General features: G+C 63.3%; 19 protein-coding genes. 10 read left to right on the top strand and 9 right to left on the bottom strand.

The annotated features are described in order from the left end of the window. Nucleotides 1–149: 149 nt before the first annotated feature. The gene (locus tag JQ574_RS20565; protein ID WP_212210180.1) at nucleotides 150–1373 is read right to left on the bottom strand and encodes an SMP-30/gluconolactonase/LRE family protein; all 1224 of its coding nucleotides are present in this window, start codon (nucleotides 1371–1373) and stop codon (nucleotides 150–152) included. A gap of 135 nt (nucleotides 1374–1508) precedes the next feature. Continuing rightward, a complete protein-coding gene (locus JQ574_RS20570; RefSeq protein ID WP_212210181.1) occupies nucleotides 1509–1805 on the bottom strand; it encodes a hypothetical protein in 297 nt (98 codons plus the stop codon). Between the two features lie 362 nt (nucleotides 1806–2167). Between JQ574_RS20570 and JQ574_RS20575 the strand changes: the two genes are divergently transcribed. Beyond that, entirely contained in the window at nucleotides 2168–3730 is a 1563-nt protein-coding gene (locus JQ574_RS20575; RefSeq protein WP_212210182.1) for an amidase family protein, read from the top strand. Nucleotides 3731–3877: 147 nt separating this feature from the next. Beyond that, complete coding sequence (locus tag JQ574_RS20580; protein WP_312014624.1) at nucleotides 3878–5113, top strand: MFS transporter; 1236 nt, start codon at nucleotides 3878–3880, stop codon at nucleotides 5111–5113. Between the two features lie 150 nt (nucleotides 5114–5263). Here the strand turns inward: JQ574_RS20580 and JQ574_RS20585 are convergent, their stop codons facing one another. From JQ574_RS20585 to JQ574_RS20600, 4 genes are all read right to left on the bottom strand, one after another. Next, a complete protein-coding gene (locus tag JQ574_RS20585; RefSeq protein ID WP_212210183.1) occupies nucleotides 5264–5641 on the bottom strand; it encodes a rhodanese-like domain-containing protein in 378 nt (125 codons plus the stop codon). A 140-nt stretch (nucleotides 5642–5781) separates the two neighbouring features. Beyond that, on the bottom strand, nucleotides 5782–6186 hold the full coding sequence (locus JQ574_RS20590; protein ID WP_212210184.1) for a DUF4864 domain-containing protein: 405 nt from the start codon (nucleotides 6184–6186) through the stop codon (nucleotides 5782–5784). Between the two features lie 98 nt (nucleotides 6187–6284). After that, on the bottom strand, nucleotides 6285–6476 hold the full coding sequence (locus JQ574_RS20595; RefSeq protein ID WP_192739931.1) for a hypothetical protein: 192 nt from the start codon (nucleotides 6474–6476) through the stop codon (nucleotides 6285–6287). Further along, on the bottom strand, nucleotides 6473–7282 hold the full coding sequence (locus JQ574_RS20600) for a transglutaminase family protein (RefSeq protein ID WP_212210185.1): 810 nt from the start codon (nucleotides 7280–7282) through the stop codon (nucleotides 6473–6475). The genes JQ574_RS20595 and JQ574_RS20600 overlap by 4 nt, the downstream gene beginning before the upstream one ends. A 191-nt stretch (nucleotides 7283–7473) precedes the next feature. Here JQ574_RS20600 and JQ574_RS20605 point away from each other — a divergent pair, with 191 nt between their 5' ends. From JQ574_RS20605 to JQ574_RS20635, 7 genes are all read left to right on the top strand, one after another. Further along, a complete protein-coding gene (locus JQ574_RS20605; RefSeq protein ID WP_209842810.1) occupies nucleotides 7474–7743 on the top strand; it encodes a hypothetical protein in 270 nt (89 codons plus the stop codon). Further along, complete coding sequence (locus JQ574_RS20610) at nucleotides 7736–8035, top strand: hypothetical protein (RefSeq protein WP_212210186.1); 300 nt, start codon at nucleotides 7736–7738, stop codon at nucleotides 8033–8035. The genes JQ574_RS20605 and JQ574_RS20610 overlap by 8 nt, the downstream gene beginning before the upstream one ends. A 51-nt stretch (nucleotides 8036–8086) precedes the next feature. Further along, the gene (locus JQ574_RS20615) at nucleotides 8087–8314 is read left to right on the top strand and encodes a hypothetical protein (RefSeq protein ID WP_249119491.1); all 228 of its coding nucleotides are present in this window, start codon (nucleotides 8087–8089) and stop codon (nucleotides 8312–8314) included. Nucleotides 8315–8362: 48 nt separating this feature from the next. Beyond that, nucleotides 8363–8641 carry a DUF1488 domain-containing protein gene (locus JQ574_RS20620; protein ID WP_192740012.1) on the top strand — a complete coding sequence of 93 codons (279 nt, stop codon included), beginning with the start codon at nucleotides 8363–8365 and terminating at the stop codon, nucleotides 8639–8641. A gap of 177 nt (nucleotides 8642–8818) precedes the next feature. Beyond that, nucleotides 8819–9067 (top strand): hypothetical protein, encoded by a 249-nt coding sequence (locus JQ574_RS20625; protein WP_212210187.1) that lies wholly within the window; start codon nucleotides 8819–8821, stop codon nucleotides 9065–9067. A 7-nt stretch (nucleotides 9068–9074) separates the two neighbouring features. Next, nucleotides 9075–9461, top strand: a complete 387-nt coding sequence (locus JQ574_RS20630) for a response regulator (protein ID WP_212210188.1) — start codon at nucleotides 9075–9077, stop codon at nucleotides 9459–9461. Nucleotides 9462–9570: 109 nt separating this feature from the next. Beyond that, nucleotides 9571–10344 carry a sensor histidine kinase gene (locus JQ574_RS20635; protein WP_212210189.1) on the top strand — a complete coding sequence of 258 codons (774 nt, stop codon included), beginning with the start codon at nucleotides 9571–9573 and terminating at the stop codon, nucleotides 10342–10344. A gap of 55 nt (nucleotides 10345–10399) precedes the next feature. Here JQ574_RS20635 and JQ574_RS20640 read toward each other — a convergent pair whose 3' ends face one another. Both JQ574_RS20640 and JQ574_RS20645 read right to left on the bottom strand, forming a co-directional pair. Further along, nucleotides 10400–11989, bottom strand: coding sequence for a gamma-glutamyltransferase family protein (locus JQ574_RS20640; RefSeq protein WP_212210190.1), 1590 nt, complete (start codon nucleotides 11987–11989; stop codon nucleotides 10400–10402). Between the two features lie 51 nt (nucleotides 11990–12040). After that, nucleotides 12041–12886 (bottom strand): enoyl-CoA hydratase-related protein, encoded by an 846-nt coding sequence (locus JQ574_RS20645; RefSeq protein WP_212210191.1) that lies wholly within the window; start codon nucleotides 12884–12886, stop codon nucleotides 12041–12043. 260 nt (nucleotides 12887–13146) lie between these two features. Here JQ574_RS20645 and JQ574_RS20650 point away from each other — a divergent pair, with 260 nt between their 5' ends. Then, on the top strand, nucleotides 13147–14850 hold the full coding sequence (locus tag JQ574_RS20650; RefSeq protein WP_212210192.1) for an NAD(P)/FAD-dependent oxidoreductase: 1704 nt from the start codon (nucleotides 13147–13149) through the stop codon (nucleotides 14848–14850). Between the two features lie 48 nt (nucleotides 14851–14898). Here the strand turns inward: JQ574_RS20650 and JQ574_RS20655 are convergent, their stop codons facing one another. After that, entirely contained in the window at nucleotides 14899–15315 is a 417-nt protein-coding gene (locus JQ574_RS20655) for a hypothetical protein (RefSeq protein ID WP_212210193.1), read from the bottom strand. Between the last annotated feature and the right edge of the window lie 49 nt (nucleotides 15316–15364).

Below are 15364 nucleotides of genomic sequence, written 5' to 3' on the forward strand. Positions count from 1 at the left end.
CATGCGCATGGTCGCGCACAACCGTGCGCATGCCCGAAGTTTTTCGAGACAGGACTTCTCGAGACCAGACTGCATCGAGGGCTGTGCGGCATGAAGAAGCCGGCGGGTTGCGCCGGCTTCGCCTTGTTCTTCGTGCGGTGCCGAGCGGCTCAGCCCGGGCCGGCACCCTGGGTTGCGGTGTACACAGCGTAGAGCGATTGGCTCGCGGCCATGAACAGGCGGTTTCGCTTCGGCCCGCCGAAACAGACGTTGCCGCACACTTCGGGCAGGCGGATCCGGCCGATCAGCTTGCCGTCCGGTGACCATATCGTCACGCCGCTGTAACCGACGGCGCGGCCGGCATTGCTGGAAGCCCAGACATTGCCGTTGACGTCACAGCGCACGCCGTCCGGTCCGCATTTGACGCCGTCGACCATGAAGTCGCTGAACCGCTTGTGGTTCGACAGCTTGTTGTCGGTGCCGACATCGAACACGAACATGTCGCCCTTGCCGCCCGGCCCGGTATCGCCGGGCCCCTTGCCGGTGCTGGCGACGTAGAGCTTCTTGTAATCGGGCGAGAAACACAGGCCGTTGGGGTCGGGCACCTGCTCCTCGGTCACGACCAGGTCGACGCGGCCCGAGGGATCGATGCGGTAGCAATTGGTCGGCAGCTCGCGCTTGCCCGGCACAAAGCCGGCCGGCTGCCCGATCCGTGGGTTGAGCTTGCCGCCGGGATTGCTGGGGCCGCCCGCAACGTCCGGTTCGCCCTCATAGAGCTGGCCGCCATAGGGCGGGTCGGTGAACCAGTAGCTGCCATCGGGATGGGCGACGACGTCGTTCGGCGAGTTGAGCTTCTTGCCGCCGAAATTATCGGCGAGCACGGTCGCGGTGCCGTCGTGCTCGTAGCGCACCACCCGGCGGGTGAGATGTTCGCAGGAAAGCTGCCGGCCCTGGAAGTCGAACGAGTTGCCGTTGGAATTGTTGGACGGGGTGCGGAACACGCTGACGCGGCCGTCATCCTCGGTCCACCGCATCTGGCGATTATTGGGAATGTCGCTCCACAGGAGATAGCGGCCCTGCGAGCTCCAGGCCGGGCCTTCGGCCCACAATAGTCCGGTATGGAGACGCTGGATTGGCGCGTTGGGCTGGGCGAGGTCGTTGAACGACGGATCGACCGCGATGATATCGGGGTCCCAGAAATAGGTGGTCGGCGCGCCCCGGGGGCTGAAATCGCGCGGCGGGGTGGTGACCACGGATGGCGGTCCCACCGCGCCCTGCTGGGCCAGCGCGGTGCCGGCCCCCGCCACGGTGGCCCCGGCGGCGAGCGCCAGGCCGTGGACCAGCGTTCGTCGTGAAATCATGGACTGCGCATCGCGCTGCACGTCGCGTGTCATCACTCCCTCCCAGGATATGCGCCGGCCGGTTGATCCAGCCAGGCGGGTGCAAGGCTATGCCGGCCCGGCCTCGGTTGCGAGCACCTTTCGGTGCAGCCCGGGGCTGAAGGATGCAGTGCAAGATGGCTTGAGGGCTCAATCCGCCGGAGGATGCTCGGCAGGTTTGGTTGCCGCGCGGTAGCGCTTCCAGTTTTCGATCGTCGCTTCGTAGCGGACCGGCTTCCTTGCAGCCGGGACTGGCTCCGGTTTAGCGGCGACGATGCCCACGGTTTCAGCCTGTCCGGCTTTGGATACATGCGCCGGCTTCGGATAAAAGGCGACGAAGCCCAGCAGGCCCGCGATCACCATTCCAACCGGGATAGCGATCGCCCAGTCATTATGTGTACGCTGAGTGACATCATGGCGCAGGACTCTCGTTAAGTCTCTTGGCATGTTCAGCTCCCACGTTGCATTGGCGTTTGTAAGTCGAGACGCGCGGCGGCGATCGTGAGCTGCTTCACTATTGCTGCTCACGAAACCGTTAGAAGCGGCCGGGCGGTGGTCCCGAGCCCGCGCGCAACCTGAACGATCCGCGCCTTCGAAAAAGTGACCCGGATCACGGAATGCCGATGGCAAATGCGCCTTTCCCATTCGATCGCCGTTCAGACACGGCGCATTTTTGCGATCGGAGCGCGCCTGCTCGCATTGATCGCTTTTGAATCAATCGATTGAAGAAGCTCGTTGGTCAGGCGTGTAAGCCTCGACACGCGGCCTCTTGGCCCATAACCTTCGCTGCGCAATTGGGGAGAACCGACTTGGCCAAGAGAGTTGTGAAGCAGCGCGCTTCGAAAAAGGCGCCTGCGAAGAAATCGACCAAAAAAACTGCTGTCCGCACCAGCAACGCCGCGAAGGCGGCCAGCAAGACCGGGAAAAAGACCGCATCGCGCAAGCCGGCCGTGCCCAAGGGGCCGGTCTGGCAATGGTCGGCGCTGGAGACCGCGGCCGCGATCCGGTCCGGCGCGACTTCCTCGGTCGAGGTGACCGAGGCCCACATTGCGCGGATGCGCGCGGTCAATCCGAAGCTTAACGCGATTGTGGTCGATCTCTCCGACGAAGCGCTCAAGGCCGCCAGGGCGGCGGACCGGGCGCGGGCGAAAGGCGGCGAACTCGGCCTGCTGCATGGCGTGCCGATCACGATCAAGGAAAATGTCGATTACGAAGGCAGGCCCAATCCCAACGGCGTGCCTGCGCAAATGAACATCATCGCGCCCTCGGACGCGCCTGTGGTGCGCAACCTCAGGAAGGCCGGCGCGATCGTGTTGGGCCTGACCAACACGCCGGAATTCTCGTTCCGCGGCTTCACGGATAACCCGCTGCACGGACTGACGCTCAACCCATGGGACCCCGAGATCACCTGCGGCGGGTCATCGGGCGGCGCCGGCTCGGCGGTGGCGGCCGGCATCGGCACGATCGCGCATGGCAACGACATCGGCGGCTCGCTGCGCTGGCCGGCGCATTGCAACGGTGTCGCCACCATCAAGCCGACGCAAGGCCGTATCCCCGCCTTCAATCAAAGCGCCACGGCCGAGCGGCCGATGCTCGCGCACCTGATGTCGGCGCAGGGACCGCTGGCGCGCAGCGTCGGCGACGTCAGGCTCGGCCTTGAAGTGATGTGCCAGCGCGATCCGCGCGATCCCTGGTGGGTGCCGGCACCTCTGGCGGGTCCGAAACCGAAGGGGCCGATCAAGGTCGCGCTGGCGAAACTGCCCGCCGACATGAACGTCGATCCATCGGTGCGAGCGGCGCTGAAGCAGGCCGCCGACCATCTGGAGCGCGGGGGCTATCGCGTCAGCGAAGTCGAGGTCCCCGATATCAACGGCGTCTGGCAGACCTGGTGCGACATCATCGTCAATGAAGTTGCCGTGCTGCAGGAAGCCGGGATGCTGGCGGTGGCCTCGGAGCATTTCCACACCGCCTGGGGCGGCATCAAGCTCAAGGCGAACACGCTCGACCTCGCGGGCTGGATGCGTGCGACCGCCGCGCGCAACGGTCATATTCGCGCCTGGCAAGCCTTCTTTGAGGATTATCCGGTCGTGCTGGCGCCGACCACGGTCATGCCGACGCCCGGGCCGCGCGCGGATACGACCAGCTTGGAGCGCGTGGCCGAGATGTTCTTCAACGATTTGCGGTTCATTTCCGCGATCAACGTGCTGGGCCTGCCGTCCGCGGTGGTTCCCGTCGCGCTGCACGAGGGCAAGCCGATCGGCGTGCAACTGATCGCGGGACGTTATCGCGAGGATCTGGCGCTCGATGCCGCGGCGTCGATCGAGAAACGCGCCGGCGTGCTGGTGCAAAAGTTGTGGCAGCAGATGGCGTGAGCAGGTGCCATTGCTCTGAGAGTAGGCGCTAATGCTCTGAGGGGGAGGTGCTGGTCGTATGACGCGCACCCCCTCCACATCTGCATGCCCAATATCGCGCCATTGTGGCTTGACCTCTAGGCAATTGCGCTAGAAGTTGCGCCCGCCGTGGTAATTTCTTCTGAATTCATTCGAGATTCCGAACTGTTCGTCCCCGACTCGCGCCGAGCCTGGGCCCGGCTTGCCGTGGCCGTACTGATCGGCTCGCTCGGCAGCGTCGGCATGTGGTCGGTGGTGGTCGCGCTGCCGGTGGTGCAGCAGGATTTTGGCGCCACGCGAGGCGCGGCGTCACTGGCCTTCACCATGATGATGCTCGGTTTCGGTTTGGGCCAGGTGATCACAGGCAAAATATCCGACCGCTACGGTATCGTCACCGCGATCGGGCTTGGCATCAGTATTCTGGGCCTCGGCTATATCGTCGCCGGCATCTCATGGTCGATCTGGCCGTACATTCTCGTGCATTTTGCCATCGGGCTTTCTTCGGCGGCAACCTTCGGGCCGCTGATGGCGGAAGCCTCGCACTGGTTCGAGCGCTACCGCGGGCTGGCGGTCGCGATCGCCGCCAGCGGCAACTACATCGGCGGTGCGGTCTGGCCGTCGCTGGTGAACTGGGGCATGCAGACCTATGGCTGGCGCACCACCCATATCGCGCTCGGTATCTTCACTGCCGTGGCGATGACGCTGGCGCTGATCGGCTTGCGCGTGCTGATGGGCGCAGGGGTGCGCCGCAGCCACGCCAACGCGCTGCCGCCGCGGCTCGACCTGAAGCTGTCAACCAATGCGCTCACCGTGATCCTGGGGCTCGCCAGCATCTCATGCTGCGTGGCGATGTCGATGCCGCAGGTTCATATCGTCGCATATTGCAACGATCTCGGCTATGGCGTGGCGCGCGGCGCCGAAATGCTGTCGCTGATGCTGGGTCTCGGCATCATCAGCCGCATCGGCTCTGGTTTCCTGGCCGACAAGATCGGCGGCATCCCGACGCTGCTGATCGGCTCGGTCGCGCAAGGCACCGCGCTTCTTTTCTACCTGTTCTTCGATGGCCTGACCTCGCTCTACCTGATTTCCGCGATGTTCGGGCTGTTCCAGGGCGGCATCGTGCCGAGCTACGCCATCATCGTCCGCGAGACGATGCCGGCTTCGGAGGCTGCGACACGCGTCGGGTTCGTGATCCTGGCTTCGGTGTTCGGCATGTCGTTCGGGGGGTGGATTTCCGGAGTCATCTTCGACGCCACCGGCTCCTACGCCGCCGCGTTTACCAACGGCGTCGCCTGGAACCTGGTCAACATCGCCATCATGGTGCTGCTGTTGATGCGCGCGCGGCAGCGGATGGCGATGGCCTAGATCGGGGTGACGGTTCTTCGAACCGCCACCCCGCTCCATCTTCTTGCGTGAGCATGATCTCCGAACGCTTTTCCGCGTTTGTCGCGAGGGAAAGCCGTTACCCGCGCTGCGCTAACGCGGCCCTGCGGGTCCGGATCATGCTCGCGCCAATTATCCCTTCTCGACTTCGCCGCCGGCCTCCAGCCAGCCCTTGAAGCCGCCAAGGTTGCGGACGTTATCGTATCCCATGTCCTTCAGGGTCTTGCCGACCAGCGCCGAGCGCCCGCCGGATGCGCAGTAGGCGACCACCGTCTTGGATCGATCGAACGCCGCGTCGTGCAGCGCGGAAGCTGGATCGGCACGAAATTCCACAAGTCCTCGCGGAATGGCGAGCGCGCCCGGCACCTTGCCCGATGTTGCGACCTCGGCCGGTTCACGGACGTCGAGAAAAAGCACGTCGGCCCGGCCAACCAGTTTCTTCGCTTCATCCGGGCTGATACGCGGCACCTCGGCTTCGGCTTCGGCCAGCATCGTCTGTACTGTTTTCATTTTTGTTTCCTCCCGGATCAAGACGCGGTTGCGTCCATTGGGGCGAGTAAGGCGCAAACCCCCGGCGGTTGCAATGGCAAAGGACTGCATGCGAATTCTGATGCCGAGGCTTGGTGCGGCCCTCTGTCGCAACGTATGTCTCACACCGCCTGGCCCGCCTTCAACAACGAGCAGCCCGTGATCTTGAAACTGCCGTCGGGCTGCTGCTCCAGCGTATACAGCGCCTCCCATGCCTCGCCATTGGCATCGACGATGTGGACGCGCTGGGCGATCTGGCCACCCGCCGCGCGGGCTTCGCCGAACTCAAAACTCTTGTGGCGATAGACCGGCGGATAGGCCTGCCGGACCATCTGCATAAAGATATCGGCTTCCGGAAAAATCTGCTGGATCGACGGCGCCGCGTGAGAATAGGCGGCGGCGGAATCGTCGCGGCCAAAAGCCTGCTCCTGCGCGCGGATCACGCTTTGCGCGGTAGCAACGTCGTCAGCGAAGGCCGGCGATCCAATTCCGATCAGGAAGACGACAAGGAGAGCAAGAGCGCGCATGCGGATATTCCCTGGCTGATGCAGCGAGTTACGGCCAAGTCGGCCGAAAGTTGCATCCATCTCGCCAGCGGTGCAAGCGGCTCCTGGGGTTGAAGTGGCTACTGGCCGCTCGCCAGGCGCCGCAGGCCGGACGCGGTCAAACCGAGTTCGCCGAGCCGCCGCACTGCGTATCCGAGACCGACCAGCCGCTCCCAGTGCAGCTGTGGAATTTCACGCTGCGCATCGCCCTTGCTGACTTCGCGCAAGGAGGCGAATTCGTCGGCGCTGAGGGCAGGGTGTGGTTCGCTCATGCGGTGACCTCGTCGGTCCACACCTTGAAGCTCGCCAGCGTGTTCGGGCCGAAGGTCTGGGTGATCGGCACGTCGGAGGCATCGCGGCCCTGCGCAATCAGGACGCGGCCGATCCGCGGCACGTTGTTGCGCGGATCGAACATGTGCCAGCGCCCGCCGATATAGGCCTCGAACCAGCCGGCGAAATCCCCCACGGCCCAGGGTTTTGGCGTGCCGATGTCGCTGAGATAGCCGGTGCAATAGCGCGCCGGAATGTTCATGCAGCGGCAGAACGTGATGGCGAGATGAGCATAGTCGCGGCAGACGCCCTTGCCTTCGCTATAGGCCTCCCACGCCGTCTTGGTGGCGCGGGCGTGCTCGTAACCGAACGCGATATGGCGATGCACGAAATCGCAGATCGCCTGCACCCGCGCCCAGCCCGGCGGCGTCTTCTCGAACAATTGCCAGGCGATGTCAGAAAGCCGGTCGGTTTCGCAATAGCGGCTGCCGAGCAGATAGACCAACGTGTCCGCAGGCAGATCCTCGACCGCGTGCTGGACCGCCGAGGAAAACACCGGATCGGGCAGGCCGGAGTCGCGAACGACGCCATCGGCGGCAAGACGCAGGCGCCCCGCAGGTGCCACCATGCGGCTGCACCAATTGCCGAACATGTCGCGATAGGGCGTGATCTCGACCGCAGGCGTGGTGGTCAGGAAGTCCGGCACGATGACATCGGAGGCGCGCGTGAAATGTGTGCCCAGCACCATGATCATGGGGGTCGGCTGCGGGAAATCGTAGAGCATTTCGAATCCGACGCGCAGCTTCATTCGAAACACTTTCTTGGCTGAATACCTGCTCGAAATGGCTACGAAACCACCGAATACAAGGCTTTTGCTGCTTTATTCGACCAAATGCGCCTCTCGACAGAGAAAACGATAGCTAATTGCCGCAAAAGCGCGCACGCTGCGCCGATGTCCGAACAACCCGATGGTTCCGTGCACAGACGAGGTCTGTTGCCATGACGATGCGCTCGCGACGGGAAACGATTCATTTCAGGCACCCGTTCCGCATCAAGGGAATCGATCGCCAACTCGCGCCCGGCGCTTACGAAGTCGTCACCGATGAGGAGATGATCGAAGGGCTGTCGTTCCCGTGCTTCCGGCGTGTCGCCACCATGATCATGGTCCCAGCAGCGGCGCCGCACCGATCTTCGATGGAAATGATTTCGATCAGTTCGGTCGATCTGTCCGATGCGCAGCGCATCGACGCGAGCGCGCCTCGTGACTGAAACCCCGATCGAGCTCGACAAGCATCGCGGCATGGCGGCGCAGAAGGCAACCGATATCCGCCGCGTGCTGGCCGACGTCGAGGCCAACGCGAAACTGCTGCGCGACAAGCAGGGCGAGCTCGAAATCCAGCTCCTGGCCGTACCGGCCGCCTCGTGGCCCGAGGCGGTGGCCAAGGCGCGTTACGTGCTCAATCTCTATTCGGCCAGCCTCGCGCCATCGGACACGCATCACCGCGACCTCGTGAGCGCGGTGCTTGCGGATCTCACCCGGCTCGCCGGCGATGATGCCTGAACAAGACGAACAAGCGGCTTCGACCAACCAAGACTTTATCCAGCGTGTTCGATGCAAGATCGAACGGCCAAACTGAAAGTATCTTATCTGATGAAGAATCTCTCGCCCCGTCACGTCAAGACAGAAGAATCGCTTCGCCTCGGTGTCGTGTCCGGCTGGTACTCGACCAAGGTCAGCGGCACCTTCGTTTCGGGCCCGCATGATTCCGAAGCCGACTGCCTGCGCAGGATTGCCGAAATCAATCCCCCGCCGGCCAAGAAGAAGATGGTGGTGGGTTAAGTGGGAGAAATCGATGGTACGGTTGTTCCGGCCTTTGAGAACCGCCCGATGACGCTCGCGCGTGGCAGCATCGGGGGTTACGAATATGATCGCATGGTGCTGAAGTTCTCCATGATGGACGACGGCAGGGAAGTCCCCTGCGCCGTCAGTGCGTCGGCGATGGACGACCTTGAGCGGGTGTCGCGGACGGCGCCGGAACGGCGTGAAGAACAGTTCGTCCGGCTGCGCGACCGGATCGAACAATGCGCCTCGCGCAAGTTCCAGGCGCGGGAGTTCGAGGGCACCCCTCCCGGCATCATCCTGCGCAGCATCGATTTTCGCGGCTGATGGCCGGGGCCGCGGCGCGGGCCATAACTGGCAGCGCCGCTGCGCGGGCCGGCCTCAAATTGCAAGCGGAGATGACAAATATAAGTCGTCGTTGAGGAACTCTGCCTCCGTAGCGCCGTTGCCAACCGATCCCCAAGCGCAGCGGGATTGGCGATCCGCCACAGTCAGCAGTCCAATATGATCAAATCTATTTCTGCCCTCGCGATACTCGCGCTCTTGGGAGCGGCCGTGATCGCTCTGCCGGGCTTCGCGCCAGCGGTGAAAGCCGAGCAAGTCGTTGTGCTCGCTAAGGCGGACCGGCTGGCCGGCCACGTCGCTGGAGACTGCGCCAGCCAGAACTGGCCGAACATCGCATCATCCTGCCTGCGCGACACAGAATCGGGTGCGGCCGTTCGTGAGGTGCGCCTGGTCACGGCGCGCCGTTGAACCGCATATGATGCCGCTGGATCATTCCCTCCTTCCGCTCGTCGTGCTCGTCGTTGAGGACGAGATGCTGCTGCGCATGCGCGTGGTCGATATGGTGGAAGACGCCGGCTACGTCCCGGTCGAGGCCGTGGATGCGGACGAAGCCATGGCCATCCTCCGCTCCCGGTCCGATATCGCGCTGATGCTGACCGATGTTCAGATGCCCGGTAGCATGAACGGGCTGCAACTGGCACACGCGGTCCGCGAGAATTGGCCGCCCATCAAGATCATCCTGGCGTCCGGACAGCTCAAACTGTCCGGCAGCGACATTCCCTTGGACAGCCGATTTTTCGGCAAACCGCTGCAATCCGACGAAATCATCGCGGAAATGCGCGAAATGCTTGGCCCGGCCTGAGCTTGGCAGGAGATGGACATCCGATGGCTCTGCACCGTAACGGTCAGACGGCTGAATCATTGGCATAAAGAAATGTCCGGAGCCGGACAGATGGTGGTATTCGTTGTCGATGTTCAGAACAGTCCCTGATCCGTATGCCTCCCTCGATGCGTCCGATCCGACGTCACCGCAGGAGGAGCTGGCGGCTGAAAACGTCAGTCTCCGGCTGTTGCTGACACAGGCCAAGCTCAGTGCCGAGACGCTGCTTGAGCAGGCCGGCATCGACGCCAAGGAGCGCGAAGCCGCCGACAAGCTCCAAAAACTGATCCTCGAGGAGCTTCATCACCGCATCAAGAACACGCTGGCAACCGTGGGCGCCATCGCGTCGCAAAGTCTTCGCAACGCGCCGAGCACGCAGCATGCGCAGCAAGCGATCGAAGGCCGTCTGCTGGCGCTCGGGCGGGCCCATGATCTGCTGTTGCAGGCGCGCTGGACCGGTGCGGAGCTGCGAAAGATCGTCCAGGGGGCGACCGAGCCGTTCGACAATCCGGACAAGCCCCGTTTTTCGATTGCCGGGTCCGATGTGCAGATCGCATCAGGCGCGGTTATTGCGATCGCGATGACGCTCAACGAGCTCTGCACCAACACCACGAAATTTGGCGCATTGTCGGTGCCCGCCGGTCACGTGGCCATCAGCTGGGCGATCGATGCGCCGGCATCGCGGCTGCATTTCACCTGGAAGGAACAGGATGGCCCGGCGGTTGCGGCCCCGACGCGCCAGAGTTTCGGCACGCGCCTGATCGAGACGCTCGGCCGGCAACTCAAAGGCAATGTCAGATTGACCTATGAGCCGAGCGGGTTCGTGTACTTCCTCGATATTCCCTTGCTCTCGCTTGAGTCCTGAGCGGCTAGGGCGCGCGTCAGCTTGCAACGTGCCGCATCCGCTGCGGCCGCCGGCCTTATGCTTCCGCGACCGCCTCGCTCCACGGCTGGAACACCTCGGTGGCGCCGCTGTTGGTGGCGCCGTCGCGCAGCACGACGCTCGGGCAGGCGAACTTCATCGGCGTGGTCTGGATCCGCGCTTCCTCGTAATCGAACTGCGCACGCAGGCTCTCCCGCGTTGATTTCGGCAAGCGCACGTCGCCGATCACGATGGCGCCTTCGCTGGCGTCGATGCGCGGCTGGTGGATCGCCGCGTCCAGGTCCATGCCGTAGTCCATCACGAACGACAGAAGCTGCGTCACCGCGGGCAGGATGCGCCGGCCGCCGGAGGCGCCGATGGCGGTGCGGCGGCCGTCAGACGCCTGCGCCACCACCGGCGTGTAATTGGTGAGGCAGCGCTTGCCGGGCGCCAGCGAATTCGTCGTGCCCGGCGTCGGGTCGAACCACATGATGCCGTTGTTCATGGTGATGCCGGTTTGCGGGCAGACGAATTTGGAGCCGAACGATGACAGCAGGGTTTGCGTCACCGCGGCCATGTTGCCGTCGCGGTCCACGGCCGAGAAATGCGTGGTGCAGGCCGGCGCCAGCGTTTCGGCGCCGAGCGCGCGGCGGCCGTCGGCGTCGCCCATGTCCTTGAGGCGTTCGCGGTAGGCCGTTTGCAGCGCTTCGGCATAGGCCGTGTAGGCCGCGGCGTCAGGTCCGCTTTTCGCGGGCTGCAGATTTTGCTGCAGCAGGTGCAGCGTGCGCGCCAGCGTTGGTCCGGCGGTGAGTTCCGGCGTCGCAAACACCTTGCCGCCGCGATAGGGGATCGCCAGCGGTTCGCGCAGAAAAGCCTTGAACGGGATGAGATCTTCGACCGACAGCGCGCCGCCGGCTGCTCGCACATCGGCGGCGAGGCTGCGCGCCAGATCGCCTTCGTAGAAATCACGCGGACCCTGCGCGGCGAGATGCGCCATCGTGGCCTTGAGCTTGTCCTGCGGCAGGCGGACCTTGGTCTTGATCCCCCACGGTGCATTCGGCGGTAATCCATCCACGAGATAGGCGGCGGCGCTGGCGGGATAGCGCCTGAGATCAAGCGCCGCACTCGCAATCATCAGCGTGGTCCACCAGTCCACCGCAAGGCCCTCACCGGCGAGCGCGACGCTGGGCGCGAGCAATTCCTGCCACGGCATTTTGGCGTGGCGACGATGTGCTTCCTCCATGCCGGCGACCACGCCGGGCACCGCGATCGAACCGGGGCCATGGATGTTGCGGTCGTCCTTGACCCGCGCCCACGGAAACAGATCGGATGCCGCGCCGCCGCTCAGCGGATAATCCTCCAGGCGAAGGCTGAGCGGCGCCCGCATGCCGTAGTCGATCACTTCATAACGGTCCTCACGGGCGCGGTAGAGCACCATCGCGCCGCCGCCGCCGAGCCCGCTCATCCAGGGTTCCAGCACGCCCAGAGCAAACGTGGTCGCGATCACGGCATCGACGCAATCGCCGCCCGCCGCCAGCACATCGGCGCCGACCTTGGCCGCCTTGCCGGATTGCGCGGCGACGATGCCGCCCTTGGCGGTGACCGCGGGTTTGCGGATCTGCTGGGTGTTGGTGAACTGGTCGCGCATGCTGTTGTCCCGTTATTCTTTGTTGGTGTTGATTGTCAGAGATCGCGGCTTCTATTTCCACCAGGGATATTGGCTCGGCATATCCTGGGATACTTTGCCCGGAAACTCCGGCGGCCGCTTTTCGAGAAAGGCCTTGACGCCCTCTCGCACGTCGGCGTGGCCGCCGCGCTCGATCGACATCGGCTTGTCGATGTCGAGCAGCTCGAACGGGGCGGGCGCGCCGGAGAAGCGCCACAACATCTGCCGCGTCAATGCGACCGAAACGGCTGATGTCCCTTCGGTCATCTCGCGCGCGATCTCCTTAGCACGCTGCAATAGCTCCGCGGGATCGACCACTTCACTGACGAGGCCGCCTTGCAGCGCTTCATCGGCGCCGAACGTCCGGCCCGACAGGCACCAGCGCAACGCCTGCGGCAGGCCGACCAGCTTTGGCAGGAACCAGGCGCTGCCGGCTTCCGGGACGAGACCGCGGCGCGCAAAGATGAAACCGATCTTGGCGCCCCTGGCCGCGATCCTGATATCCATCGGCAACGTCATGGTGATGCCTACACCCACCGCCGGTCCGTTGATGACGGCGATCGAGGGCTTTCGGCAATTGAAGATCGCCTCGACAAAGCGGCCGCCGCCCGGATTCGGGCTGGCGAACACGTCGGCGCCGTGGCTGCCGGAGGTGTCGAAACTCGCAGCCCCTCCCGACACGTCGGCGCCGGCGCAGAACGCGCGGCCGGCGCCGGTGACGATGACGGCGCGGATGCTATCGTCGATGTCGGCGCGGTTGAAGGCGTCAGTAATTTCGGCGCCCATCTGGCCGGTATAGGCGTTGAGCTTGTCCGGCCGGTTCAGCGTGACGATCATGAACGCGCCATCGAGCTCGCATGCAATGTGCTGGTAGTTCATCGACGCCCCCGACTGTTCCCGCCTGGTGCAACCATCCCAGAAGCATTGTGCTTGTGCAATCAGGGCTCGCGCATGGGTGGGAACTGCAAAGCAGAGAAATCCTGATAACGGCGGGTAGGGGCTCAATTTCAAACAATGTTTCACGGCAGATTTCTGCGACGCAACACTGGCATGCTGACGCAAGTGTAAAGGCTGGGTTATTGCTATAGTGGCCCACTAGAGCGCCGTCGTTGCCAAGAATAACAAAGACCGGGTGGAAAATGACCGAAGGGACCAACGCTCCCCACGATAAGGTTCTCCGCGACAAGTCGCATTACGAAGTGATCGTGATTGGCGCGGGCGTGGCCGGCATCTATCAGATCAAGCGTCTGGCCGACCTCGGGGTGGATGCCACGGTGCTGGAGGGCTCGCCCGATCTCGGCGGGACCTGGTACCGGAACCGCTATCCGGGCGCGCGCTTCGACTCGGAGAGCTACACCTATGGTTATTCCTTCTCGCGGGAATTGCTCAACGAGTGGCACTGGAAGGAACGGTTTTCGGGCCAGCCTGAGAACCTCCGCTATCTCAACCATGTTGCCGACAAGTTCGATCTGCGCAAATACATGCAGTTCAACGCAAAGGTTTTGGCGGCGCAGTTCGATGAGACGCAGCACATCTGGCGTCTGACGGTCGACGACGGTCGCGAGCTGACCTGCCGGTTCGTCATCCTGGCGATCGGCTTGCTGTCGATACCGACCCTGCCGCGGCTGGAAGGCGTGGAGTCGTTCAAGGGTCCCTCGTTTCACACCTTCTACTGGCCGCATGAGCCGGTCGAGATGAAGGGCAAGAAGGTCGCGATCATCGGCACCGGCGCGACAGCCATTCAGATCATCGGCGAGATCGCCGACAAGGTCGGCGAGTTGACCGTGTTTCAGCGCCGGCCGAACTGGGCCGCCCCGCTCAACAACGGACCGATCTCGGAGGCGGAGATGGCCGACATCCGCTCGCGCTATGACGATATCTTCGCCGCCTGCGCCCGCAGCCCCGGCGGCTTCGAGCACGAACCCGACCGGCGCGGCTTCTACGAGGTAACGCGCGAGGAGCGCCTGGCGCTGTGGGACAAGCTCTATGACGAGCCGGGGTTCGGGATCTGGCTCAGCAATTTCCGCGAGATATTCACCGATGAAGTGGCGAACGCCGAATTCTCCGCCTACATCGCCGACCGTATCCGCCGCCGCGTCAAGGATCCCGTCATCGCGGAGAAGCTGATCCCGAAAGATCACGGCTTTGGCGTGCAACGCGTGCCGCTGGAGACGAATTATTATGAGGCGTATAACCGCGACAATGTGCATCTCGTCGATATCAGCGAGACTCCGCTGCAGCGCGTCACCGAAACCGGCATCCGCACCTCGGCGCGGGATTATGATTTCGACATCATCATCTACTCCACCGGCTTCGACGCCATCACCGGCGCGTATGATCACATCGACATCACAGGCATCGGCGGGGAAAAGTTGTACGACAAATGGAAGGACGGCCCGTCGACCTTCCTCGGCATGCTGGTTCATGGCTTTCCGAACCTGCTGATGCCGACGGGACCGCAGAGCGGCTCGGCGTCAACGAATTTTCCGCGCGGCATCGAGACCGGCGTCAACTGGTGCATGGCGTTGCTCGAGCACATGTGGGACCGCGGCTACACCAGCGCCGACCCGAGCTTGATGGCGCAGCAGCGCTGGAGCGCGCATGTGAAAAAGATGTACGCCATCATGCTGATGCGAGAGGCCAAGTCGTGGTTCACCGGCTATAATTCCAACGTGCCGGGCCACGAGCACGGCAAGTATCGCTACTTCGTCTACAACGGCGGCACGCCGAAATACGTCTCTGCCATCAACGATGCCGTCGCCAGGGGCTATGAGGACATCGTCTTTGCGTCCGGCGAGCGGCCCTCGGTGCGGCCGGCGCTCAGATCGCGCGCTGCGGAGTAAAGTGGAAGGCCGTCCGCAGCAAGGGCTATATCGAACAAAATCTGATCGTTAGAAAAAGATGTTCCAAATGGCGATACGTGCTTCGCTCAGGCGTTCATCAGTATCGAATTCCAGACTGACTATCCACTGCTTGTATCCAAGAACGTTGGGAGACATCGTCTGACAGGCGATTGGACCGGCGATGCCCTGGCAGCCAAGTTTTTCCTTGCGGAGCGTGGCAATTGCGGCCTCTCTGCTCGTTCCCAGTGGGATTATCTTCAAAAGTGCTTCGCGTGCCGGCGCCGAGTCGTTCGTGCTGTCTCTCTGTACGGAGCGCATTCCGCCAAGAAGTCGGTTTTGTTTATAAAAATTATCAACTTCAGCGGTTTTGTACGAAATCCAAAGCCATAGCGATACGAACAGGGCGGCCGGAACAGCCGCTATCACCAAGCAGACGATCAGCGCTCTTCTGAGGAATTTGCGCATAGAGCTACCCAGTCCAAGACCGCGCGTCGATAGCAACGCCTCTAGCACG

Origin of the sequence: Bradyrhizobium sp. AUGA SZCCT0158 (assembly GCF_018130065.1) — a bacterium.
GTDB lineage: Bacteria > Pseudomonadota > Alphaproteobacteria > Rhizobiales > Xanthobacteraceae > Bradyrhizobium.